Source organism: Bacterioplanoides sp., assembly GCF_965219715.1.
GTDB lineage: Bacteria > Pseudomonadota > Gammaproteobacteria > Pseudomonadales > Oceanobacteraceae > Bacterioplanoides.
The window spans coordinates 3,274,509-3,298,833 of sequence record NZ_OZ244785.1; the positions used below are offsets into that span (position 1 = coordinate 3,274,509).

General features: G+C 47.4%; 21 protein-coding genes. 12 read left to right on the forward strand and 9 right to left on the reverse strand.

From position 1 onward, the window contains the following. The first annotated feature begins 283 nt into the window (after window positions 1-283). The 5 genes from urtA (at window position 284) to urtE (ending at window position 6,031) form a co-directional block, all read left to right on the forward strand. Window positions 284-1,549 carry an urea ABC transporter substrate-binding protein gene (urtA, locus tag ACOQOZ_RS15355; protein WP_420592426.1) on the forward strand — a complete coding sequence of 422 codons (1,266 nt, stop codon included), beginning with the start codon at window positions 284-286 and terminating at the stop codon, window positions 1,547-1,549. Between the two features lie 65 nt (window positions 1,550-1,614). Then, window positions 1,615-3,243, forward strand: coding sequence for an urea ABC transporter permease subunit UrtB (gene urtB, locus ACOQOZ_RS15360; RefSeq protein ID WP_420589032.1), 1,629 nt, complete (start codon window positions 1,615-1,617; stop codon window positions 3,241-3,243). Window positions 3,244-3,254: 11 nt separating this feature from the next. Beyond that, window positions 3,255-4,430, forward strand: coding sequence for an urea ABC transporter permease subunit UrtC (gene urtC, locus ACOQOZ_RS15365; protein WP_420589033.1), 1,176 nt, complete (start codon window positions 3,255-3,257; stop codon window positions 4,428-4,430). Next, a complete protein-coding gene (gene urtD / locus ACOQOZ_RS15370; protein ID WP_420589034.1) occupies window positions 4,427-5,191 on the forward strand; it encodes an urea ABC transporter ATP-binding protein UrtD in 765 nt (254 codons plus the stop codon). The genes urtC and urtD overlap by 4 nt, the downstream gene beginning before the upstream one ends. A gap of 141 nt (window positions 5,192-5,332) precedes the next feature. Continuing rightward, window positions 5,333-6,031, forward strand: a complete 699-nt coding sequence (urtE, locus tag ACOQOZ_RS15375; protein WP_420589035.1) for an urea ABC transporter ATP-binding subunit UrtE — start codon at window positions 5,333-5,335, stop codon at window positions 6,029-6,031. A gap of 4 nt (window positions 6,032-6,035) precedes the next feature. On the opposite strand, the gene ACOQOZ_RS15380 is transcribed toward urtE, so the two are convergent. Together ACOQOZ_RS15380 and ACOQOZ_RS15385 are read right to left on the reverse strand one after the other, a co-directional pair. Continuing rightward, a complete protein-coding gene (locus tag ACOQOZ_RS15380; protein ID WP_420589036.1) occupies window positions 6,036-6,275 on the reverse strand; it encodes an accessory factor UbiK family protein in 240 nt (79 codons plus the stop codon). A 2-nt stretch (window positions 6,276-6,277) separates the two neighbouring features. Beyond that, the gene (locus ACOQOZ_RS15385; protein ID WP_420589037.1) at window positions 6,278-6,472 is read right to left on the reverse strand and encodes a hypothetical protein; all 195 of its coding nucleotides are present in this window, start codon (window positions 6,470-6,472) and stop codon (window positions 6,278-6,280) included. Between the two features lie 139 nt (window positions 6,473-6,611). On the opposite strand from ACOQOZ_RS15385, the gene ACOQOZ_RS15390 reads away from it, so the two are divergent. The 3 genes from ACOQOZ_RS15390 (at window position 6,612) to ACOQOZ_RS15400 (ending at window position 9,065) form a co-directional block, all read left to right on the forward strand. Beyond that, window positions 6,612-7,295 (forward strand): TorF family putative porin, encoded by a 684-nt coding sequence (locus ACOQOZ_RS15390; RefSeq protein WP_420589038.1) that lies wholly within the window; start codon window positions 6,612-6,614, stop codon window positions 7,293-7,295. Between the two features lie 81 nt (window positions 7,296-7,376). Then, window positions 7,377-7,715 carry a P-II family nitrogen regulator gene (gene glnK, locus ACOQOZ_RS15395; RefSeq protein ID WP_420589039.1) on the forward strand — a complete coding sequence of 113 codons (339 nt, stop codon included), beginning with the start codon at window positions 7,377-7,379 and terminating at the stop codon, window positions 7,713-7,715. 84 nt (window positions 7,716-7,799) lie between these two features. Beyond that, window positions 7,800-9,065: an ammonium transporter gene (locus tag ACOQOZ_RS15400; RefSeq protein WP_420589040.1), complete on the forward strand. Its 1,266-nt coding sequence runs from the start codon at window positions 7,800-7,802 to the stop codon at window positions 9,063-9,065. 112 nt (window positions 9,066-9,177) lie between these two features. On the opposite strand, the gene ACOQOZ_RS15405 is transcribed toward ACOQOZ_RS15400, so the two are convergent. The 3 genes from ACOQOZ_RS15405 to ACOQOZ_RS15415 form a co-directional block, all read right to left on the reverse strand. Then, window positions 9,178-9,612, reverse strand: a complete 435-nt coding sequence (locus ACOQOZ_RS15405) for a hypothetical protein (protein ID WP_420589041.1) — start codon at window positions 9,610-9,612, stop codon at window positions 9,178-9,180. A gap of 282 nt (window positions 9,613-9,894) precedes the next feature. Then, window positions 9,895-10,080 carry a PA3496 family putative envelope integrity protein gene (locus tag ACOQOZ_RS15410; RefSeq protein ID WP_420589042.1) on the reverse strand — a complete coding sequence of 62 codons (186 nt, stop codon included), beginning with the start codon at window positions 10,078-10,080 and terminating at the stop codon, window positions 9,895-9,897. A gap of 271 nt (window positions 10,081-10,351) precedes the next feature. After that, entirely contained in the window at window positions 10,352-11,203 is an 852-nt protein-coding gene (locus ACOQOZ_RS15415; protein WP_420589043.1) for an SIS domain-containing protein, read from the reverse strand. Between the two features lie 473 nt (window positions 11,204-11,676). Between ACOQOZ_RS15415 and uvrD the strand changes: the two genes are divergently transcribed. The 3 genes from uvrD (at window position 11,677) to ACOQOZ_RS15430 (ending at window position 16,040) form a co-directional block, all read left to right on the forward strand. Beyond that, a complete protein-coding gene (gene uvrD, locus ACOQOZ_RS15420; protein WP_420589044.1) occupies window positions 11,677-13,908 on the forward strand; it encodes a DNA helicase II in 2,232 nt (743 codons plus the stop codon). Window positions 13,909-13,938: 30 nt separating this feature from the next. Then, on the forward strand, window positions 13,939-14,853 hold the full coding sequence (locus ACOQOZ_RS15425; protein ID WP_420589045.1) for a pseudouridine synthase: 915 nt from the start codon (window positions 13,939-13,941) through the stop codon (window positions 14,851-14,853). A gap of 71 nt (window positions 14,854-14,924) precedes the next feature. Next, window positions 14,925-16,040, forward strand: coding sequence for a TRAP transporter substrate-binding protein (locus ACOQOZ_RS15430; protein WP_420589046.1), 1,116 nt, complete (start codon window positions 14,925-14,927; stop codon window positions 16,038-16,040). A gap of 82 nt (window positions 16,041-16,122) precedes the next feature. Here the strand turns inward: ACOQOZ_RS15430 and ACOQOZ_RS15435 are convergent, their stop codons facing one another. Both ACOQOZ_RS15435 and ACOQOZ_RS15440 read right to left on the reverse strand, forming a co-directional pair. Further along, a complete protein-coding gene (locus tag ACOQOZ_RS15435; protein WP_420589047.1) occupies window positions 16,123-19,020 on the reverse strand; it encodes a ricin-type beta-trefoil lectin domain protein in 2,898 nt (965 codons plus the stop codon). Between the two features lie 164 nt (window positions 19,021-19,184). Further along, entirely contained in the window at window positions 19,185-19,742 is a 558-nt protein-coding gene (locus tag ACOQOZ_RS15440; RefSeq protein ID WP_420589048.1) for a redoxin family protein, read from the reverse strand. Between the two features lie 89 nt (window positions 19,743-19,831). On the opposite strand from ACOQOZ_RS15440, the gene purU reads away from it, so the two are divergent. Then, complete coding sequence (purU, locus tag ACOQOZ_RS15445; protein ID WP_420589049.1) at window positions 19,832-20,704, forward strand: formyltetrahydrofolate deformylase; 873 nt, start codon at window positions 19,832-19,834, stop codon at window positions 20,702-20,704. A 4-nt stretch (window positions 20,705-20,708) separates the two neighbouring features. On the opposite strand, the gene ACOQOZ_RS15450 is transcribed toward purU, so the two are convergent. Next, on the reverse strand, window positions 20,709-21,974 hold the full coding sequence (locus ACOQOZ_RS15450) for a GAF domain-containing sensor histidine kinase (protein ID WP_420589050.1): 1,266 nt from the start codon (window positions 21,972-21,974) through the stop codon (window positions 20,709-20,711). Window positions 21,975-22,121: 147 nt separating this feature from the next. Next, window positions 22,122-24,230: a polyphosphate kinase 1 gene (gene ppk1, locus ACOQOZ_RS15455; RefSeq protein WP_420589051.1), complete on the reverse strand. Its 2,109-nt coding sequence runs from the start codon at window positions 24,228-24,230 to the stop codon at window positions 22,122-22,124. Window positions 24,231-24,325: the final 95 nt, after the last annotated feature.

The window sequence follows — 24,325 nt, forward strand, 5'->3', positions numbered from 1 at the left end:
GCACCAATGCGGTGATTTCAAATCAGTGAATGAGTCTCTCTGGTGCGTCGCTCAGTCATATTCACTACGAAAATTGAGGAAATGCCCCAATTTATGCAAAGAATGCTTTAAAAACAGGCACCTATAAAACTGGTACACGCTTTGCTCTGCATTGTTCATACGAAAATTTAAATCCGTTAAATAACGTATCCACTTCGGTGGCACCATTTAAATAATCCGCATAAAAGGATGAATGATCATGAAAAAAGCTGGAATGAATGTTCTGAAAACTGCTGGAAAAGTAATGGCAATCAGTGCTTTGGCAGCCGGTGTAAGTCTGGCCAATGCCGCAGACACGATTAAAGTGGGCGTATTGCACTCCCTGTCCGGAACCATGGCCATTTCTGAAACGACATTAAAAGATACCGTTTTAATGATGATTGAAGAGCAGAATAAAAAAGGTGGGTTATTAGGTAAAAAACTGGAAGCTGTTGTGGTTGACCCGGCTTCTAACTGGCCTTTATTTGCGGAAAAAACCCGCGAGCTGTTAGAAAAAGAAGACGTAGATGTCATTTTCGGCTGCTGGACGTCTGTTTCCCGAAAGTCTGTTCTGCCGGTAGTAGAAGAGCTGAACGGTTTATTGTTCTACCCGGTTCAGTATGAAGGTGAAGAGTCTTCGTATAACGTATTTTATACCGGTGCCGCACCAAACCAGCAGGCAATTCCTGCGGTTGATTACCTGATGGATGAAGTGGGTGCTGAACGCTGGGTACTGGCGGGTACCGATTATGTTTATCCACGTACCACTAATAAAATTCTGGAAAGCTACCTGAAGTCGAAAGGTGTTGCTGAAAAAGACATCATGGTGAATTACACGCCATTTGGTCACAGCGATTGGCAGACGATTGTTTCTGATATTAAAAAGTTCGGTAGTGCAGGCAAGAAAACCGCTGTGGTTTCAACCGTAAACGGTGATGCAAACGTTCCTTTCTATAAAGAATTAGCGAACCAGGGTATCAGCGCTGAAGATATTCCAGTGGTTGCTTTCTCGGTTGGTGAAGAAGAACTGTCTGGTTTTGACACCTCTCCATTAGTTGGTCACCTGGCAGCCTGGAACTACTTCCAGAGCGCCGATTCGAAAGTAAACGACCAGTTTATTGAGCAATGGCAGGGTTACACCAAAGACGACGACCGTGTCACCAATGACCCAATGGAAGCGACTTATATCGGCTTCAAAATGTGGGCAAAAGCGGTTGAGAAAGCCAAAAGTGAGGACGTAGATAAAGTTCGTGCCGCTATGTATGGCATCGAAGTACCAAACCTGACTGGCGGTATGGCGAAGATGAACAAAAACCACCACCTGTCGAAACCGGTTCTGATTGGTGAAATCCAGGATGATGGCCAATTCGATATCGTCTGGAAAACCGATGAAGTTGTTAAAGGTGATGCCTGGACTGACTACCTGCCAGAATCTGCCAACCTGATCTCTGACTGGACCGCTCCGGTTAACTGCGGCAACTACAACACAGTGACTAAAACCTGTGGCGGTAGCTCTGTAGCTGCAGAATAAGCAATCGCTTATTGAACTTTAAGCCGGGCCGATAGTTGGCCCGGCGCTTTTACACGGATATTCCCATGCGACACTTTTTATTTGCCAGATTGTTCCCGGTGCTGGCGTTGTTGTGCTTTTCTTCGGCTCAGGTCTGGGCAGCAAACGATTCATTAGAAGATATTTCCCAACAGCTGGTGAAAGCCAGTTATAAACAAAAAGCCGATATTATCGATTTAATATCAGCCTCTGAAGACGATTATAAAGTAACCCTGTTAACCGCTCTGGTTAGCTCTGACTTGTATTACCGGAAAGCCGACAAGTTATTAGTCTTAGTTGATTCGTTTAGAAAAGAAGACGGTATTGTTTCTGCTTTCGGAAACCAGGCCATTGAAAATACCGGCAAACGAAAATTCAAGAAAATCGGCGTTAATAATTCTCTGCGTAAAAAAATACGCTCTGCACTTGCAATGATACGAATTTCAAGTGGTACGGATGAGCAGCGCCTGGATGCTGCACGAGATCTTCTGAAAAACAGTAAGACAGTTAATAGCGAAACACTAAAAAATCTGGTTAAAAAGGAAGAATCAAAAGACGTCGCCGACGTCCTGAAAATTACTCTGGCGATTAAAGAGCTAGCCAGCGATAGCGAAGAGGTTCGTATTGAAGCTATTACTGCATTGGAGCGATCTTTATATCCGGAAGTTCGGGCGGCGCTGAGTAAATTTGTCAGCAATTTCAGCGAAGAAGACAAACAAAGCCGTAGTAGCGAATATGCACTGGCAGAAAAAACAATCGAGAGTATCGATCAGCTACTGAAAGTAAACAGCTACGCTGAGAATCTCTACTTTGGATTGTCGTTGGGCGCTGTATTGTTGTTAGCGGCGATTGGCCTGGCGATTACTTTTGGCGTGATGGGCGTGATTAATATGGCCCACGGCGAAATGATTATGCTGGGTGCTTATACCACCTATGTTGTGCAGCAATTGATGCCAGACTCTATTGGTTTATCTCTGGTGGTTGCTGTGCCTGCCGCGTTTTTAGTGAGTGGTTTGGTTGGTGTATTAATCGAGCGTTCGGTTATTCGTCATTTATACGGCCGTCCACTGGAAACCTTATTGGCAACGTTTGGTATCAGCCTGGTATTACAACAGGCGGTGCGTTCAATTTTTGGCCCATTAAACCGCGACGTTACCACGCCGGACTGGATGGCGGGTACCTTTATGATTAATCCGGCGCTGGAACTTACCTATAACCGTTTATACATCATTATTTTCAGTTTGATGGTGCTGGCGGTACTTGCACTTGTACTGAAACGTACCTTGTTTGGTTTGCAGATGCGTGCCGTTACCATGAATCGTCCAATGGCAAACTCGATGGGAATTCGCACCGGTTGGGTGGATGCGCTGACGTTTGGTTTGGGCTCCGGCATCGCTGGTATTGCTGGTGTTGCGTTGAGTCAGCTCACTAACGTAGGCCCGAATTTAGGTCAGGCTTATATCATCGATTCCTTTATGGTGGTGGTCTTTGGTGGTGTTGGCAATTTATGGGGCACTCTGGTTGCAGCGATGTCATTGGGTGTGGCGAATAAATTCTTCGAACCGGTTGCCGGAGCGGTATTAGCGAAAATCCTGGTGCTGGTATTTATCATTCTGTTTATTCAGAAACGACCTCGCGGCTTATTTGCGCTGAAAGGTCGGGCGGTAGAGGGGTGAGTAAGGGGATTATGATGAATACATTAAAACTTGGGCCTGTTACCTCTTTGCTGGCAAACGACCCTGCCGGACAAAGGTTGGTTAAAGCCATTCTGGCGCTCGCAGTGATTATTCCATTCTGTAATCTGGTATTTCCGGAAGGATCGCTGTTTCACGTATCGACTTATACCATGACGTTGTTGGGTAAATATCTGTGTTATGCCCTGTTAGCGTTAGCGGTGGATTTAATCTGGGGATATTGCGGTATTCTCAGTCTCGGCCACGGTGCATTTTTCGCACTGGGTGGTTACGCCATAGGGATGTATCTGATGCGTCAGATTGGCGATCGTGGTGTATACGGCAACCCGGAATTACCAGACTTTATGGTATTTCTGAACTGGACGGAATTACCCTGGTATTGGTTTGGTTTCGATCAGTTCTGGTTTGCCGCCATTATGATTCTGGCCGCTCCCGGTATTCTCGCCTTTGTATTTGGTGCTTTGGCATTCCGTTCCCGGGTGACTGGTGTATATCTGTCGATTATTACCCAGGCGCTGACGTACGCCCTGATGCTGGCCTTCTTCCGTAACGATATGGGCTTTGGTGGTAACAACGGTTTAACCGACTTTAAAGATATTCTCGGGTTTGATTTACAGTCTGACACCACACGCGCAGCTCTGTTTGTTGCTTCTGCTTTAGCGCTGGTGATGGGCTATCTGATCAGCCGTTTTATTGTTGACTCAAAACTAGGTCGGGTGTTGGTTGCCGTACGGGATGCCGAATCCCGAACGCGTTTTATGGGTTACCGCGTCGAGAACTATAAGTTATTCGTCTTTATCGTTTCGTCCATGCTGGCCGGTGTTGCAGGTGCGTTATACGTCCCTCAGGTTGGCATTATTAATCCTGGTGAGTTTGCACCTATTTTCTCGATAGAAATCATTATCTGGGTTGCTGTGGGTGGCCGCGGCACTCTATACGGCGCGGTTATTGGTGCCTTCCTGGTCAACTACGCCAAAACTTACTTTACCGGTGCATTTGCAGAACTCTGGTTATTCCTGTTGGGCGGATTATTTGTATTAACGACTTTGTATTTGCCTAAAGGCGTAGTTGGCTTATGGAATCAGATCAAAGAAAAACGCGCTGAAAAAACATTGTCGGACAACGATGATGGCAGCGTTACCGAACTAGCGACCGGAGGTAAAGCATGAGCTTAGCAACTCAACATATCGAAAACCCATCGGTGCTTTATCTCGATGGTGTCAGTGTCAGTTTTGATGGTTTTAAAGCGCTTAACTCTTTATCTCTGTGTATTGAGCCGGGAGAAATGCGCGCCATTATTGGCCCCAACGGCGCTGGTAAAACCACCATGATGGATGTGATTACCGGTAAAACCAAACCCGATACCGGTACCTTATTATTTAAGGATGAATTCGATTTAACCCAGTATGACGAAGCGGCGGTTGCCAATTTGGGTATTGGTCGTAAATTCCAGAAACCCAGTGTGATTGAAAGCCTGACGATTTTTGAAAACCTGGAAATGTCGTTAAAAGGCGGTCGTTCAGTTTGGCAGGCATTGCGTCATAAATTATCTTCTGGTCAAAGCGATAAGCTGGATGAAATTCTCGGCATGATTGATCTGAAAGATCAGGTGCATAACTTGGCGGGGAATTTATCTCACGGTCAAAAGCAGTGGCTGGAAATTGGCATGTTGCTGGGGCAGGAACCTGAGTTGCTGTTAATTGATGAACCAGCTGCGGGTATGACGGATGAAGAAACCATGAAAACCGCCGAGCTGTTTAAAGAGTTGGCAAAAAGCCATTCGTTAATGGTAGTTGAGCACGATATGGATTTTATCGACGCATTGGATTGCCGCGTAACCGTTCTTAACGAAGGCAGTGTGTTAGCGGAAGGTTCACTCGCATCAGTAAAAGCGAACGAAGATGTAATCGAAAAATACCTAGGTCGGTAATAAAGCTATTTGCATTGCTGCTACGGCGTTAAAATTTTATTCGAAATACTCATTTATGATTTATAAACTCCGTTTTCTTATCAAATTTTGCCTTGTATCAGCTGCTTCAATAACGCTTTATCAAAATTGAGAAATAAAGCTATGTTACGAGTAAATAAATTAAACGTCGCTTACGGTGCTAGCCAGGCGTTATACGATGTCTGTATGCAGGCAGAAATTGGCAAGGTGACCTGTGTTCTGGGCCGTAATGGTGTTGGTAAAACCACATTAATGAAGGCGTTGTCTGGTCAGTTGGATAGCATGAGTGGCCAGGTTCGTTGGTTAGATCAGCAGTTGGATGGCATTGCACCGGCAGATCGTGCCCGTCAGGGGATTGCGTATGTTCCACAAGGGCGGGATATATTCGCTCAGCTTACCGTAGAAGAAAATCTGCAGACGGCTTTCTCGGCACTGCCACGTAACCAGCGTCGTATCGACCCGGAAGTGTTTGCATTATTCCCGGTACTGCAACAGATGCTGAAACGTCGGGGTGGCGATTTATCCGGTGGTCAGCAGCAACAATTGGCCATTGCCCGGGCATTATTACTGAAACCCAAACTGCTGATTCTGGATGAACCAACCGAAGGTATTCAGCCTTCCATTATTAAAGATATTCAGCGGGTCATTGAGTTATTACGTGATCGGGGCGAGATGGCGATTGTGCTGGTTGAGCAATATCTGGATTTTGCTGCGGAGCTGGCTGACGATTTCATTATCCTTGAGCGGGGTAGGGTGGTTGCTGCGGGAGCAGGTCACGAACTTAAAACATCTGAGCAAGCCCGTGAACTGCTGGCGATCTGATTATTCAGGCTTCTTTATTTTCTAATTCCACAAGGCGCTGCTCCAGTTCTGCTAACTGGGCCTGGGTGCGGCGCAATACTTCAAGTTGTACTTCAAACTCTTCCCGGGTGACCAGGTTGGCGTTGGTCAGCATGGATTGCAGCTGGCTGCGCATTAATAACTTCATATCTTCAGGAATTCCCGGCATCGGGAGCTTTTCCAGAAATTCATCGGCCATTTGTTTGATTTGTGCTGGGTTAATCATGGTTACAGCTCTATATCGGTAAATTTTGATGCACATTGTAACAGCGAATCGGGTGTTGCAGCAGATTGCTCTGTTTTGAATCGCGCACTTAAACGGTGCGTTATTTTGGTGCGAGTGTGGTTTTTCATGTGATCCAAACTGGTGCTGTTAATTGCATTGTGCACCACCATGAAATCACTTTTCTCATCAAAATTCATAAACATCGCTGTAAGTGCCTGAATTTATGCGCTTTAAAAAAGTTGGCACAGCGGCTGCTAAGACCTAATCACAGAATTAAAACGGTGCGTCAGCACTGATTACTAAATAAGTTTGAATTAACTGTGAAGGAAAAGAACTATGAAAAAACTGTCTCAAGCGATTGCTCTGGCTGGTGTTATGACTGCTGCTGCGGTACCTGCAGTACAAGCAGAAGTTGAAGTTTCTGCATCTGCCGCGGTTGCCAATATGTACCTGTGGCGTGGTCAGGATCTGGGTCAGGGCGTTCCTGCTGTATCCGGTGATCTGGTTGTAAGCTCAGGTGGCGCTTACGGTGGTGTTTGGACTTCAAGTGGTGACTCTGCACTGGGTCAGGAATACGACCTGTTCCTGGGTTATGGCGGTGAAGCAGGTGATTTCAGCTACGACGTAAGTGCATGGACTTATGTTTACTCTGGTTCCAGCACTGAAGATGGCGACACTCGTGGCAACACGTTTGAAGCGACAGACATCATTGTAAGCCTGGGCTATGCCGGTGGCTCTTTCTCTTACTACTACCCAGTAGGTAACAGCAACCCTGATGACTACAGCTACATGACTCTGGGTTATGGCATGGACAAGTTCTCTGCAACTGTTGGTGTAGCTAACAGCGATGCTGATAAAGACACCTACACTCACTTAGATCTGGGTTATGCCTACAACGACAATATCTCTTTCACTCTGAGTAAAGTTGTTGCTCAGGAAGCTGATCTGGATAAAGGCGAAAAAGGCCAGGATGAAGATCTGAAAGTTGTTGTTTCATACAGCCTGCCTATTGAGCTGTAAAAAGCATACAATAGCCCGTGCCCCCGCATGGGCTATTGAAAATACTGAATATTCTCAAAGCATTTAGACAAGGAGTTTTCTATGAAACTCATTACTGCTGTAGTTAAGCCGTTCAAACTGGACGACGTGCGTGAAGCACTGTCTGAGATCGGCGTTCAGGGCATCACTGTTACTGAAGTAAAAGGTTTTGGTCGTCAGAAAGGTCACACTGAACTGTACCGTGGCGCTGAATACGTGGTGGATTTCCTGCCAAAAGTAAAAATCGAAGTAGCGGTTGCTGACGACCTGGCTGAAAAAGTTATCGAAGCGGTAACTAAAGCAGCTAACACAGGCAAGATCGGTGACGGCAAAATTTTCGTAACCACTCTGGAACAAGTGATTCGTATCCGTACCGGTGAGACCGGCGCAGACGCTATCTAATTTTTGTTCTTCCGCATCGGTTGTCATTAAGCCGGTGTGAAAAAGATATCGAATAACATCAAAGCCTAATGCGGGGGGCTTGTTATGGAAAATAATATTTATGAACTTCAATACGCCATGGACACCTTTTATTTTCTGGTGTGTGGCGCATTAGTAATGTGGATGGCGGCAGGTTTCGCCATGCTGGAAGCGGGTCTGGTTCGCTCTAAAAATACCACTGAAATTCTGACCAAAAACGTCGCGCTGTTCGCGATCTCTTGTACCATGTACCTGGTGTGTGGTTACCAAATTATGTACGGCGGCGGTTACTTCCTGTCTGGTATTACCGAAGTTGATTCGGCTGCTGTTCTGTCTGATTTTGCTGCTCGTGAAGACGGTTTCCAGGGCGGTTCTATTTACTCAGGCGCTTCTGACTTCTTCTTCCAGGTCGTATTCGTAGCAACTGCAATGTCTATCGTTTCCGGTGCTGTTGCTGAGCGTATGAAGCTGTGGGCTTTCCTGGCATTCGCTGTTGTTCTGACCGGTGTTATCTACCCAATGGAAGGTGGCTGGACCTGGGGTGGCAACGACGTATTCGGTCTGTACAACCTGGGTGACTTAGGTTTCTCTGACTTCGCAGGTTCCGGTATTGTTCACATGGCTGGTGCTGCAGCGGCTCTGGCGGGTGTATTACTGCTGGGTGCACGTAAAGGTAAGTACGGTCCTAACGGTGAAGTTCGCGCTATCCCTGGTGCTAACCTGCCACTGGCTACTCTGGGTACTTTCATCCTGTGGATGGGTTGGTTCGGCTTCAACGGCGGTTCTGTACTGAAACTGGGTGATATCTCTAACGCTCACTCTGTAGCGGTTGTTTTCACTAACACCAATGCAGCAGCAGCAGGTGGTTTAATCGGTGCTCTGTTACTGGCCTTCATCCTGTTCCGTAAAGCTGACCTGACGATGGCTCTGAACGGTGCACTGGCTGGTCTGGTAGCGATTACTGCTGAGCCTTCTACTCCGACACCTTTCGAAGCAACTCTGATTGGTGCTGTTGGTGGTCTGATCGTTGTAATGTCTATCCTGACTCTTGATAAGCTGAAGATTGATGATCCGGTAGGTGCGATCTCTGTACACGGTGTGGTTGGTCTGTTTGGTCTGATGGTTGTACCTATGACTAACGGTGACGTGAGCTTCTCTGGTCAGCTGATTGGTGCAATCACTATCTTCGCCTGGGTATTCGTAGCGTCTCTGATCGTATGGAGCATCATCAAGGTTGTGATGGGTCTGCGTGTTACCGAAGAAGAAGAGTACGAAGGTGTGGATCTGTCTGAGTGTGGTATGGAAGCGTACCCGGAATTCACTACCAAGTAATTCTGAACAAGACAGCAAAAACGCTGATAATAAAAAAACCGCTCTGAGTAATCAGAGCGGTTTTTTTGTACTTGCTGATTATTAAATCAGTCTGCTGTATTTCTGTACGAAATTATTCAACCGTAGCAAATAAAACAGAATGCTGTTTCCTTACTTTCTTTTCTGCCGTTTTCAGTGAGTACAGATTCTTTTCCGCGTGATCTTCCAAAGTGAATAAACGGGACTGTTTGTCCTTAGTAAGGTACAGCCACTGGGCATTATTTAATTGAATCAAACGATTTCCGGATAAACTTTTATAAATGCGTTTCTTACCCTGATCGTTGACTCTATCGTTATTCAGGTATTCTGTCTGGCAATGATATTCGCAAGCAGTCATGGCAATGGAATTATCAAAGGAGCGGTAAGTCAGGTGAATCTGATCCGAAACTTTTCCAAGATTCGTCGGAAATGGGTGGCTGCTGTCATAGGTGCCGGTAATCGGTTGTGCATTGATTAAAGAAGAAAATACAAAAACAGGAGCAGCAAGCAATAGCTTAGGAGATGACATCTGAAACACCTTAATACCCGGTCGGGTTGTATATTGTATTGAGGCCGGGATATTAGCGGTGCGTCATCGTTGGTTGATACAAATAAATTCAGATATAGGTAAATATCATTAGATATTAAGGTATTAAACTGATTAGGGAGCGACAGTTTATAAAATTATCAGATATAGAGCTTTGTCAGAATGACAGAGGATTTCTGAAACAAACAGCAGCCAGAAAGTTGTACTGTTTGTTTCAGTAAAATGAAATTTAACAGAAAAATTATTTTGAGTTTTATCTCAGTATTACATTTCTTCGAAGTAATAATCGTCCAGATCAGACTCAAGACGTTTACGCTCCCGGTGGGCTTCAATGGCTCGACGCGCCATTAATTTTTTAGACATTTGTGATTCTTTATTTACTACCACGTTACCGTTCTGATCGAACGATACAACTTCTTCGTGGCCTTCGAACTTAATAGCTGCTTCCATTGTTCTATTCCTTCTGTTTGATCACAGTCAGTGAGTTTTGCTAACCCGGAGCCATGATTTTTCTTGTTATTGATTTCAATAGCATGACAGCAAAAAAACATGCAGCCAATCGGACAAAATCCTGAATGAACGTATGGTAAATAAACCCAGCCCTTATGATATCTGGGCTGGAGAAAAGGCAGGTAAATTGGCGTCTGATTATTGGCTGGCAACTGATAAAAGGCTAAACGGCAAACCTTTGAAGTGGCGGATAATGTCTTATGGTTGTGCGCTAATTATCGATGCGTAGCGATTTAATGCTGCGCTTAATCGCATTTAAATGCTCGGCAAACTCTGGGCCGCGGCGTTGGGTAACAGCCACGGCGAGCATATCGATGATCATCAGGTGGGCAATACGGGAAGTCATCGGCGTAAATTGCTCGGTGTCTTCTTCGATATTGATATGAATGGGTAAATCAGCGGCCAGGCTTAATGGTGTATTCGCGGGCGCTAGGCTAACCACCTGAGCACCGTGTTGTTGAGCCAGTTGCACAGTATGTAATAAGTCTTTGGTACGGCCACTTTGCGATATGGCGACCACCACATCATCTTCACCGAGAGTCACCGCCGACATGGATTGCATATGGGGGTCACTGTAGGCGGCTGTGGCGACTTGCAAGCGGAAGAATTTATGTTGGGCGTCGGTGGCAACCGCACCAGAGGCACCAAAGCCATAAAACTCGACCCGGCTGGCAGCACTGATGGCATTGGCGGCCTGGGCGACCTGTTTTGTTTTTAGCTGTGACTTAACCTGATGCAGGCGCTGGATGGTGGTATCGGCAATTTTATCGCAGATATCTTCGATGCTGTCGTCTTCAACAATGGCAAACTGGCCGATGTTATTGGCGACCGCCATTTCCTGGGCGATGCGTACTTTGAATTCCTGAAAGCCGTTACAGCCAATTCCACGACAAAAGCGCACTATGGTAGGTTCGCTGACCTGAGCTTCCTGAGCCAGATCGACAATACGCATGTGCATCACCTGCTCCGGTGCTTTGAGCACGTATTCGGCTACCTTAACCTCAGATTTACGCAGGTTCGGGATTGCCGCCGCAATTTCAGTCAGTACCGGACTTTGTCTCAAATCAGCCTCGCACAGCCAGCAGTTCTTAATTCTTGTTAAGGCACCTCTGAATAATTCTGCACAGCTTCGCGCGGTACTGTCGGATGAGTTTGACAAGGCAACGATTGAAGAGAATGACTAGTCCTTTTCGAAATCGTTAACACAGTCAAAACATTCGACAGCCTGCGCCCTACGGGGCTTGCTGAAAAAATTCAGCTCAGTGTTGCTACTTTTGGACGTAACTAGCTATGTCGGCAAAGTAGCGCCTTGATCTGATTTTCTTCAGTAAGCCGAAGCGGGCACTGAACTATTCAGACGTGCCTTTACTTCCATTGTAGTGAAAGGTCACTAACTTCGCGGATTATAAGTGAATTACGCCGTAGTGCCAGTGGCACGACTGACCGGGCAGTGGTCAGTGGAGTAGTGGAAATTTATACAGTAAAAGTACAGCGAATGTATGAAATTCAGGCAGCGATTCTGATAAACTCGCCGCCATGGATATTTCACTACTGCTCGATAATTTAAACGATGGCCAGCGTAATGCGGTGGCTGCTTCCTCCAAACATCAGCTGGTACTGGCGGGTGCCGGTTCGGGTAAGACCCGGGTACTGGTGCAGCGTATTGCCTGGCTGTTGAATGTGGAGAACGTATCGCCGTTTGCGGTGATGGCGGTGACCTTTACCAACAAGGCGGCGAAAGAAATGCGCGGCCGTCTGGAAGAGCTGTTAAATGTGCCTTCCAATGGTTTATGGGTGGGCACCTTTCACGGCCTGGCACATCGCTTGTTGAAGCAACATTGGCGTGAAGCCAAGCTGCCGCAGCACTTCCAGATTCTCGACAGTGATGATCAGCTGCGTTTAATTAAGCGCCTGATGAAAGCGCATAATATCGACGACAGCCGTTTCCCGCCAAAACAGATCCAGTGGTTTATTAATGGCCAGAAAGACGAAGGTCGTCGTGCAGCGCATGTGATTCCATCGGCAGATCCGTTTCAGGAAACCTTACGTACGGTGTATTCCATCTACGAAGAAAACTGCCAGCAAAATGGTCTGGTGGATTTTGGTGAAATCCTGCTGCGCGCTCATGAGTTGTGGCTGCATAACCCGGAACTGCTGGAACATTACCAGCAACGCTTCCGCAACATCTTAGTCGACGAATTCCAGGACACCAACAATATCCAATACGCCTGGATTCGCCTGCTAGCCGGTGACCGTGTTTCTGTGATGGCCGTAGGCGATGACGACCAGTCTATTTACGGCTGGCGTGGTGCCAATATCGATAATATCCGTAACTTCCAGCAAGATTTCCCGGGCGCCGAGCTGATTAAGCTGGAACAGAATTATCGTTCCACTGCCAATATCTTGGCCGCCGCCAACGCGGTAATTACCAATAACCAGGGGCGTTTGGGTAAAAACCTGATGACTGAAGGGGCTGAAGGCGAACCAATTCGTTTATACAGCGCCTTTAACGAGCAAGACGAAGCCCGCTATATCGCCGACCTGGTGGATGAATGGTCGCGTGATGGTCGACAGCGTACCGAGATGGCGGTGTTGTATCGTTCCAATGCTCAATCCCGTACGTTGGAAGAAGCTTTTTTACGCTCTGGCATTCCGTATCGTATTTATGGCGGGCAGCGTTTCTATGAGCGTCTGGAAATTAAAAATGCCTTGTCCTATTTGCGCCTGTTATTAAATCGCCAGGACGATGCCGCGATGGAGCGGGTCATTAATGTTCCCGCTCGTGCCATTGGTGAAAAGACGGTTGAGATTTTACGTAGCCATGCGCGTGATCAGGGCTGTTCTTTATGGCAATCGGCAAACGAAGCCGTATCGTTAGGTTTATTACCAAAACGTGCCGGAACCGCGGTGCAGAACTTTGTCGATTTACTCGATGAAATGAGCGTGGGCATCGAAGAATTAAAGCTGCATGAAATTGTCGACCAGACCATCAGTCAGAGTGGTTTGATTGAGCACCATAAAAAAGAGAAAGGTGAAAAAGGTCAGGCACGCCTGGATAACCTGGAAGAATTAATTAACGCTGCGCGTCAGTTTGAAACCGGTGACTACCTGCCATCGGATGAAGCAGATGCCGATGGTGAAGAACCAACCAGTCAGCTTGATCTGGCGGTCTTCCTGGATAACGCCGCGCTGGATGCCGGTGAAGGTCAGGCGGATGAATACGAAGACGCCGTTCAGTTAATGACGCTGCACTCGGCCAAAGGTCTGGAATTCCCGCAGGTTGTATTGGCGGGGATGGAAGAAGGTTTATTCCCACACAAGATGTCGATGGATGAAGCCGAAGGTCTGGAAGAAGAACGTCGCCTTGCTTACGTTGGTATCACCCGGGCAATGGAGCAGTTAATTCTGACCCATGCCGAAAGTCGCCGTTTACACGGTCAGGAAAACTTCAGCACGCCGTCGCGCTTTATTCGTGAAATTCCCCAGGAACTGATTCAGGAAGTTCGCCTGAAAAACAGTGTCAGTCGTCCATTAACGGCAAAACGTAATGGCGGTTTTGATACCCCTGCTCAACCTGATTTTATTAAACAGGAACAAAGTTCATCCGTGCCTTACGATCTCGGCAGTCGGGTTTATCACGAAATGTTTGGTGAAGGTACGGTATTACAGTTTGAAGGCCAGGGCCCGGGTTTACGAGTTCAGGTGTTTTTTGATGACGCCGGGCAAAAGTGGCTGGTGGCCAACTTTGCCAAGCTGGAATTGGTATAACGGCTCGCGCTAACCTGGATAGAGAAACCTATGGGAATTTCCCAACATCCCTGCAAAGTGACCATGCCGCCAGATCGCAAGGACTGTGCAACGGTGTTGGATTTTCTTATCGCCCGCTTTGCACGTATTGATGCGGATATCTGGCGTCAGCGTATTGCCGATGGCAAGGTCCATTGGCCAGATAAAACGCCAGTTACTGCTGGCGACCGATACGCGCCGAATCAGCAGGTGTTTTATTATCGCGAAGTAGAGCAGGAAGCTGTAATTCCGTTTCAGGAAGAGATTATTTATCAGGACGATGAAATTCTGGTGGCCTGCAAACCCCATTTTCTACCCGTTACTCCGACGGGTAAATACGTTGAGCAATGTTTATTAAACCGCTTGCGTCAGCGTACCGGAATTCAGACACTGGCACCTATGCACCGCATTGATCGTGAAACCGCTGGTATCGTTCTGTTTTCGGTGAATCCGGAAAACCGCGACTTGTATCATGCATTATTCCGCGAGACGAAAAACATCCATAAAACTTATCGTGCGGTTGGCTGGATAAAACAAGCGGATGCACCTGAAGTGGGCCAACACTGGTCTGTTCATAATCGTTTGGAGCAGGGCGAGCCCTGGTTCCGGATGAAATCGGTTGACGGTGATATTAACGCCCGCTCTGAAATAACCTGCCTGGCTGTTAAGAACGATAAAGCGCTGTTCGAGTTACAACCCATTACCGGAAAAACACATCAGCTGCGGGTGCATATGAATGACCTGGGTTATCCATTGGTCAATGATCAGTTTTATCCCAGTGTTCAACCGGAGAACTCGGATGATTTTGATAAGCCATTACAGCTGCTGGCCTGGCGTATGGAATTTATCGACCCGGTAACATCGCAGCCAAGAATGTTTGAAAGTCGGCGTGCACTGGATTTTGATTACGCTGATAATGTCGATTAAACGAAAACAACAAAGAATAACAAGCAAAGATTTATATTAAGAACTAATAAAAATACACAGAGGAAATAAGTGTGAAAATTAAAACTCTCGTTAAATCACTGGGGCTGGGGGCAATTGCAGCGGCCGCGCTGTTAACTGCTGGCTGCAATAAAGAGTGTGACACTGCTGGTGCGCAACAAGCTGCCGCTCAGGAGCAGCAAAGCTTTAAATGGAAGTTAGTCACTTCCTGGCCAAAAAACTTTCCGGGTTTAGGTACGGCACCAGAACGTTTTGCTGACATGGTGAATGAAATGTCGGCTGGCCGCTTAACCGTTAAAGTTTATGGTGCAGGTGAGCTGGTTCCTGCGTTGCAGGTATTTGATGCAGTATCCCAGGGCACTGCAGAAATGGGCCACAGCGGTGCATATTACTGGAAAGGTAAAACACCGGCGTCGCAGTTTTTCACTTCGGTTCCATTTGGTTTAACTGCCCAGGAAATGCACGGCTGGATTCAGTACGGTGGTGGTCAGCAGCTGTGGGAAGAAGTTTACGCGCCGTTTAATATCCTGCCAATGCCAGGTGGTAATACCGGTGTACAAATGGGTGGCTGGTTTAATAAAGAAATTAACAGCGTTGACGACCTGAAAGGTCTGAAAATGCGTATCCCGGGTTTAGGTGGTGAAGTATTAAAACGTGCCGGTGGTACTCCGGTAACTCTGCCGGGTGGTGAAATCTTTACTTCGCTGCAAACTGGTGCCATTGATGCAACTGAGTGGGTTGGCCCGTATAACGATTTAGCCTTCGGTCTGTATAAAGTAGCGAAACACTACTACTACCCGGGCTGGCATGAGCCAGGTTCCATGATGGAATTCACCATTAACAAGCCTGCATTTGAGAGGCTGCCTAAAGATCTTCAGGCTATCGTACGTGTTGCCGCTCAGGCGATTAATCAGGACATGCTGAATGAATACACCACCCGCAACCACGCAGCACTGGTTGAGTTAAAAGAAAAACACGGCGTAGATGTTCGTGCTTTCCCACAGGATGTACTGAACAAGTTAAAAGTTCTGTCGGATGAAGTGGTAACTGAAGTGTCTGCCAGCGATGAGTTGACCAAAAAAGTTTACGAGTCGTTTAAGAACTATCGCGAGCAGGTTAAGGCTTATCATGAGGTGAGTGAGCAAGCGTATATTAATGCGCGTGATTAATCACTGATTTAAGCCAATAAAAAAACCGGGATAAGTTCCCGGTTTTCTTATATCTGCATTTTGCTGAGAGTGGGGTTAAACCTTAATGGTTAAATGTCCACTTCTGCATCGCATCATTATTATCCACAGCTGACATACCGACGTTTGAGCTATCGCCTGTGCCATAAGCGTCTACTGCAACATTATGGTTAGTACGCGGACGGATGGTATTGCCCACTAAATCCCAACGCATATTGTTGTTTTGCTGGCAGGTCCAGATAACCACTTTGCCGCCGTTATGATTCTGACCACCGTTATCTAAACAACGATCCCAGTTAACGCCGGAACGCAGGAAGCCGGTCGACTTTTCATAGAACCAACGTTGTGCACCAGAACCATTACACTGGTAGCTCTGTACATTGGTGCCATTGAAAATCCGGCCACCGGCAACGTCTAAACATTTACCAGAACCCTGATTAGTCAGCGTCATCCAGCCTTCGCCGGTTTTGCTTGAAGCGCCCTTATCACCCGGATAACCACCGTGGGTCATAGAGTTAACCAGATACACAGGGCTCTTCTCGTTATTTACACTTTGAGTTACCGCTTGTTGCAGCGTATTTAACTGAGCGTCAGATAACCCGGCGTTACCGTCGATTACCAGTGCGAAGTGATAACTCTGGGCGGTTTCACCGCTGTCAGCATCATCCCAAACCAGTACCACATGGCCACTGCCGGACTGTTTATTCGGATCAGAAATTAACGCCACTTCGTTATTGGCCTGAGTTAATGCTGCGTTAACCGTCAGGTTTTTAAATACGCCTTTTTCAGTGATTACCGTTAACTGCGCTGCATCCATATGGCGCGGTACATAAATCTCAGTCGGTGCGTCACTGGTACGGCCACGCCATGCCAGGAAAGCAAACTTGTTATTACGCAGGAATTCGCGATCGTTAAATTGGTTTGCCAGAGAGGCACGAATCGAGTGATAAGACATCACGCTGTTGGCACGATCCGGCACCAGACCTTCATAAGCAAAGTGCATCACTTCACCCTGAACCGCACGTGGGTAAGCACGTTCAACCAGGTTGGCTTTAACGTTATAACCCTGACCATAGTTATTAATGACCGAGAAGTTTTCACCGTTCCAGGCATCGTCTTCGGTTTTTAATTTCGCTGGGTTGCCGTTTTGCAGCTCGTTGTGATTATCGTAGTAATAATCCCATTGCCACTGTGCACCGCTGATTAGTGGGGTGTAGAAATCAACGTAGCGATCTTTTCCTGACGTTCTGTCTGACGATTCCATGCCCTGATAGGTACCGTTAACAACACGTTCGGTATCGGTATGTCCGTTACCTTCTAACCACATACCAAATTCCGACAGGAAGGTGGTTAACCCTAAGAAACGTGCTTCATCACGAATCAGATCCAGGTTCGGGAAATGTGCACCGTTGCGAGCAACCGATAAATCTTCGATACCCATACGTGCCTGGTCATAAAAGTGTGGAGTGAAAACAAAACCATCACCCGGTTTGTAGTCGAGGTGATGACCACCGGTTGCTGGTGCGGTTATACCGGCAATAGAACTCCAGAACACCATCGGCTCTGCGTACACAGGTTTGTTATTCACGCCCTGAGTATCCAGTTCAGCACGAACACGCTCATAGAATGGCCATAACAACTGGTTATCGAACTCTTTAAAGCTCATGGCACCAACACCACCATCAAACGGCTCGTTTAATGGCTCAAAACCTAATACGTGAGCGAACTCGTCTGCGCTCATATTGGCTTTGATGTATTTGGCCACCTGGCCAATCTGCCAGACAAATGCAGACTGAGCATAAGTCAGATTGGCGCCCAGATCTGAGTTATCAACAATACTACGCAGGCGGAATTGTTGCGCTTGTGTAGTCGCTGAATCGGTATGTGAACATTCCGCTAATTTCAGGTTGCCACTGTTGTCAGCAATACACTTGTTGAAATCCAGTGCACTGTGTAAACGACCTTTTTTATCGAGAATAAACTGCTGGGCTTTCGAGCCATTACAGCTGTAAACCTGAATATCGGTACCGTTACCCGTGCGTGCTCCGGCTACATCTAAACACTGATTCTGGTTCTTAACCGAATGCAGGGTGCCGTCCTGCCTATACAGCCATTGCTGGTGTGGCTGGCTGTTACATTGCCAGGATAAAACGGTAGTGGAGTTCGAGGCATTGCCGCCCTGAATATCGGCACAGGTGTTACTGGCAGGCAGATAAAGCTCCGCTGCCGCTAGATCTTTATCCATAATCCAGTGGTCATACCAGAACGACTTCATGGCATTACGCACAGCGCTGTCAGACAGTTTGTGAGCCGACCATGTGATATCACATGGCAGACCACAATCGTCTTTGCCATTCACCGGATGAACCGCCCACGCCGGAGCGCCGTTACCGGTATCTTTGGAATCAAACTTGAAGGTATGACGACTGTATAAATCCGAGTGGTAATCCACCAGTACATAAATGCCGTTACGAATCGCTTCTTTCATATAAGCGATGGCATTGTCGAGGTAGCTGTAGTCGATGGTGTTCGGGCCGGTATGAATACCTTCCCAGGCCACCGTATAGCGCACCATATTGCTACCGGTTTGTTTGCCGAGAATATCGAAGCTGGCTTTAGCGTCGTTTACATTAGCAAACGGCTGAAAACCGTATTCCGCCAGTTTTACTTCACCGGAAACATTAAAGCCGCGCAGGCTGACTTCACGGCCAAGGCCATCGATATAAACCTTGTCGTTCTGGCCTTGGTAATTTTTACCGCGCACTGATAATTGTTTTACTGCCGCAGTCGCTGCCGGCAAAACATGAGCGTTCTGGCCACCGGGCTGGTTGGCAGATTGATCTGCAGACTGCGATGGCGGTGTTGTTACCACGGGTTGTGGCGTTTCACTCATGGCCCACGTGGTGGGAGCAAACAGTAGCGGTAGTGAAAACGCCAACAAGGGCTTGCCTGATCTGAACATGTGTTTTCCTTGTTTTTATATTTTTGTACCAACGTACAGAACTATAAAGAAGGTCAACCTTTGTTCTTATGACGCCACAGGCCAGTTGTGGCGTGTGATGAGCTGATTTCAGGAATTGAATAGTGATTTCAGCTTTTGCACAGCGTGAAACTTTCGTTTTCAGCTCATTCTTTTAATAACTCTTTAATTAGCAGCTCAATTTTGGCCGCTCTGGCATCTCCCTGATGCGTTTCACCAATAAAGCGATATCGCAAATTGCCCTGTTTATCGACCAGATAAAAGGTTGGCCAATACTGGTTATTCAGCGCTCGCCAGAAGGCAAAATCGTTGTCCATCATCACCGGGTGTTGCAGCTTATATTTAGCAATCGCCTTTTCGACATTGGCGCGATTGTGCTCGTATTCGAACTCCGGTGAGTGAATCCCCACTACCTGAAAATCCTGCCCGGCAAACTGCTCTTCAACACTGTGAAGCCAGGGAAAGCTGCGATAGCAATTCCAGCACGCCAGCGTCCAGATATCGATTAACAGCACCTTTCCCTCAAGATCACTTTTGGTCAGCGGCGGAGAATTCAGCCACGCATCTTCGCCGGTTTGGCTGAACTCCGGTAATGGTTGTGACAAGGGCTCGGCATAAGCTGAGCCAACCCTGCCGGCAATGAACCAATAGCCAACAATCAGAGTCAGAATTAACGGGACGGAAAACCAGGATAACTTTTTCATAGTTATCTGATGTCAGGCTAATGCATAAGTTCCGGCCGGCCGTAATTGGCTATATTAATGATCAGGGCAAACAAAATGAGGTAGGTGTTATGGCGGAGTTAACGTCTGGGCAGCAGGAATATCTGTTAAAGGCAACCTGTGATACCGCCAGCGGCATCGTTGCAGCCGTCAGCCAGTATCTGGCGGCACAAGGTTGTTATATCGCCGAAACTCATCAGTTTGATGATGTGGAAGGCGGGCGGCTGTTTATGCGAGTGCGCTTCTTATTCAATGCAGGTGATACCCGCGCAGAGGACCTGATAGCCGGATTTGAAGCCATCGCACAGAGTTACGCCATGCAGTGGCTGATGCAACCTGCGGAGCAGAAGGTACGCACCATTATTATGGTGAGTAAGTCGGATCACTGTCTGGAAGATCTGTTGTATCGGTTGCGCAAAGGTGAATTAAATATGGATGTGATGGCGGTGGTGTCGAATCATCCGGACTTACGCAGCCGCTGTGAATCGGAAGGGCTGCCGTATATCTATCTTCCGATTACTCCGGAAAATAAAAGCGAACAAGAAAATAAACTGTGGCAATTATGGCTTAACACCAATGCCGAGCTGATTGTGCTTGCCCGCTATATGCAGGTATTAACGGATGATTTCTGTCGTCGGTTGCCGGGGCAGATTATTAATATTCACCATTCCTTCCTGCCTGGATTCAAAGGGGCAAAGCCGTATCATCAGGCCCATGATCGCGGAGTGAAGTTGATTGGCGCAACAGCGCATTACGTCACCTCGGATCTGGATGAAGGGCCGATTATCAGTCAGGCAGTGCAGGATGTGGATCATACCTATACGCCAAAAATGCTGGTGGCGACCGGGCGTGATACCGAAACCCGGGCGCTGGCCCGGGCAGTGCAGCTTCATTGTGAGCAGCGGGTATTTCTTGATGGCATGAAAACCGTGGTGTTTAAGTAAACCTTCAGGTCGCCGGTGGCGTTTTCGGAATGGTTAAGCGGATGCAGGTTCCTGGCTTCAGCGGCCCGATTTCCATTTTGCCTTTCAGGGTATTGGTCACCAGATTGTTCACATAATTCAGGCCCAGTCCTACCTTGCCATGGCGTCGATCAGAGCTGAAAAATGGCTTGAGTGCAGCCTGGCGAATATCCTCCGACATACCACAACCATTGTCTTCGATTTCAATCACAACCTGGTCGCCAGCCGGCCGGGCTTTTATCGTCAGTTCCGGTTTCTCACAGAAATGAAAACCATGGTCGATGGCATTGCGGAAAAGCTGCTTAAAGATATCAACCAGTGCCACATAGTTCGCCAGAATGGGCTGCGGCAGCAGAATCAATTGTTTTAATACGATGCTCTGACGCTCGCTGTCACTGAAAAAACTCCAGGCGTCGTCGACACATAAAGCTAAATCAATCTCGACGTTCTGGTGAGGTAAGCCACTGCTTTGAGCCGCTTGTTTCAGGGTATTCAGCAGACGCGAAGAACGCCCCAGTTCTGCCGACAACATTTTGCTGCAACTGTGGATATCAGTCAGGCTGGCTTTCAGCCCGTCGACGGTCGGGTTTTCTTGTTGTAATGCTTGCTGGCAAATATCGTCGAGGTGGCTGACGACCGTGACACAACTGCCAATCGGCGTACCTAATTCGTGACTGACGCCCTGGGAGATCAGCGAGAAGTGTTCCAGCTCGCGGGTGCTCAGTAGTTTTTCCTGAGCTGCACGTAATTCTGCTTCGGCTTTTTTACGTTGCTCAACTTCATAGGCCAGGCTCAGTTCCAGTTCAAAAATATTACTGAGCCGGTCTAATAAATTACGAAATTCTTCGGGAAACTCCCGCTCTTTTTTATCCAGCACACATAAGGTGCCAAACGGAGATTGGTCTGGCCAATTCAGTGGTACACCCAGATAAGAAATCATGCCCAGTTTGATGTCCGGGTTGTGGTCCCACTCTGGGTCGGTTAGAGCATTAATAACCTGCAATGGCTTCTGCGTTTTTATTACGCGCTCGCAGTACAAACCAGAATCATCAAAGTGTTCGGCGTCGCCCGGTTGGTAGGGATTGTCATTACCGTTGTTTACACTGGAGAGGTGCACCTTGATGTTGTCGTCTTCCAGTTTCATCACCAGACAAGAGGGCACATCATAATGCCGGGCAATCATATTAATGACAGCCTGCCAGCGCTCGGTTAACTGATCGGTTATGTTTTTATCAATAGAACTGAAGCTCATAATACTGCTCGCGTCGAACCTTCCATGATTTTAGAGGAATCGATGGTAGCCGTAATGGGGCCGATAAGGAAAGGGGAGGATTGTCAGCCAAAGGTTCAGTTGAACCGATAATTGGCTGACACAGATCAAAAGAACTGGCGGTTGTGATCAGGCGGAGGTGGCCAGATTCTCCAGCATAATCGCCTGGGCTTTAATCAGTTCTTCTCCGTCGGTTGGTTGTTGACGTAAATAACGACCGTCACTTTGTAAAACCCATGCTTGGCAGTTATCCAGTGTGTAGGCTTCCAGTTCGCGCTTCATACGTTCTTTTAATTTATTGGCTTCAATCGGGAAACAGGTTTCCACCCGATTTAATAAATTGCGTTCCATCAGGTCGGCACTGGCGGCGTATATTTCATCTTTGCCATTATTCTGGAAATAATACACCCGGGTGTGCTCCAGGAAGCGGCCAATAATCGAACGTACGTTGATGTTTTCAGATACGCCGGGAATGCCCGGGCGTAAACAACACATGCCACGAATAATTAAATCGATTTTAACACCGGCCTGAGAGGCTTTATATAACGCACGAATTAACTTGGGTTCGGTTAAGCCATTGGCTTTCATGCGAATTAATGCAGGCTTCCCCGCTTCGGCATGGGCACGTTCACGATCGATCAGTTCGATCATTTTTTTATGCAGGGTAAATGGCGCGTGGAATAATTTTTTAATACGTAACGCTTCGCCCATACCGGTTAACTGCATAAAGACTTTATGCACGTCTTCACCGATGGAGTCATCACAGGTCATAAAGCTGTAGTCGGTATAAACCCGGGCGTTACCGGCGTGGTAGTTGCCGGTGCCGAGATGGACATAACGCTTAAACTTATCACCTTCTTTGCGCACAATCAGCATCACTTTGGCGTGGGTTTTATATCCCACCACGCCATATACAACGACTGCTCCTGCTTCCTGTAAGCGGTTAGCCAGATAGAGGTTATCTTCTTCGTCGAAGCGGGCACGCAGCTCAATTACTACGGTCACTTCTTTACCGTTACGGGCAGCGTCTACCAGAGCATTAACGATTTCTGATTTGGCACCGGTACGGTACAGAGTCTGTTTAATTGCCCGCACTGCAGGATCTTTTGCTGCTTCACGCAACATATCCACAACCGGAGTAAAAGACTCAAACGGGTGCAGCATCAACGCATCTTTTTCTCGGATACTTTCTAAGATGCTTTTTTTGAAATTAATATTTTTTGGCAAGCCTGGAGTGAATGGCGCGTATTGCAGATCCGGGCGATTAATCTGGAAAATCGCTTCCATCATACGTGACAGGTTGACCGGACCGTTTACTTTAAACAGGTCGTTTTCATCCAGATTAAACTGAGTCAGCAGGAAGTTAACCAATTCGTCCGGGCAGTTATCCGCCACTTCCAAACGCATTTCTTCGCCGAAGTTACGCGAGTGGAGTTCGTCTTCCAGCGCGGATGCTAAATCGGCAGTATCATCATGGTCGATTTCTAAGTCGGCATTACGGGTTACACGGAACTGGTAACAGCCGTTAATCGACATGCCCGGGAATAACTCATCGGCGTATTCATGAATCACCGACGACAGGAAAATAAAGTTATCACCTTTCCGTGTACCGTTTGGACACAACTCATCTGGCAGACGAATAATTCGCGGTAACGAACGTGGTGCCGGAATAATTGCCAGACCGGTTTCACGACCAAAAGCATCTTTACCGTCGAGCGCAACAATAAAGTTCAGGCTTTTATTAACCAGACGAGGGAACGGATGAGATGGGTCCAGACCAATCGGGCTGACTAGCGGTTGTACGCTTTTCTCGAAATACGCACGAATCCATTCACGCTGTTCTTCGTTCCAATCGGCACGACGCAGGAAGCGAATATTTTCCCGCTCTAACGCAGGCAATAAGGTATCGTTAAGAATGTCGTACTGACGCTCAACCGTCTGGCTGCACAGCTCGTGAATTTCATCCAGAACCTGTTGTGGGTGCATGCCATCGGCACCCGCTTGCTCACGGCGGAAGGCTAATTGCTGGGTTAAGTTAGCAACCCGAACTTCATAAAATTCGTCGAGGTTTTTGCTGAAAATACACAGGAAAAATAAACGATCGAGTAACGGGTGGCTTTCGTCCAGCGCCTGTTCCAAAACACGAATATTAAACTGCAGGTGGCTGAGTTCACGATTAATATAATATTCGCTGCTGTGTAAATCGATGGGTGTTTCCGTTACTTCTGCTTCGCTCATTCGTTTTTCCCTTTCGCTTATAACAAATCAGGTAAGCTTTAAGCCGCCGCCCCGAAGGGCCATCCCTGGCCCTGCCGGGCGAACGTGATATCCAT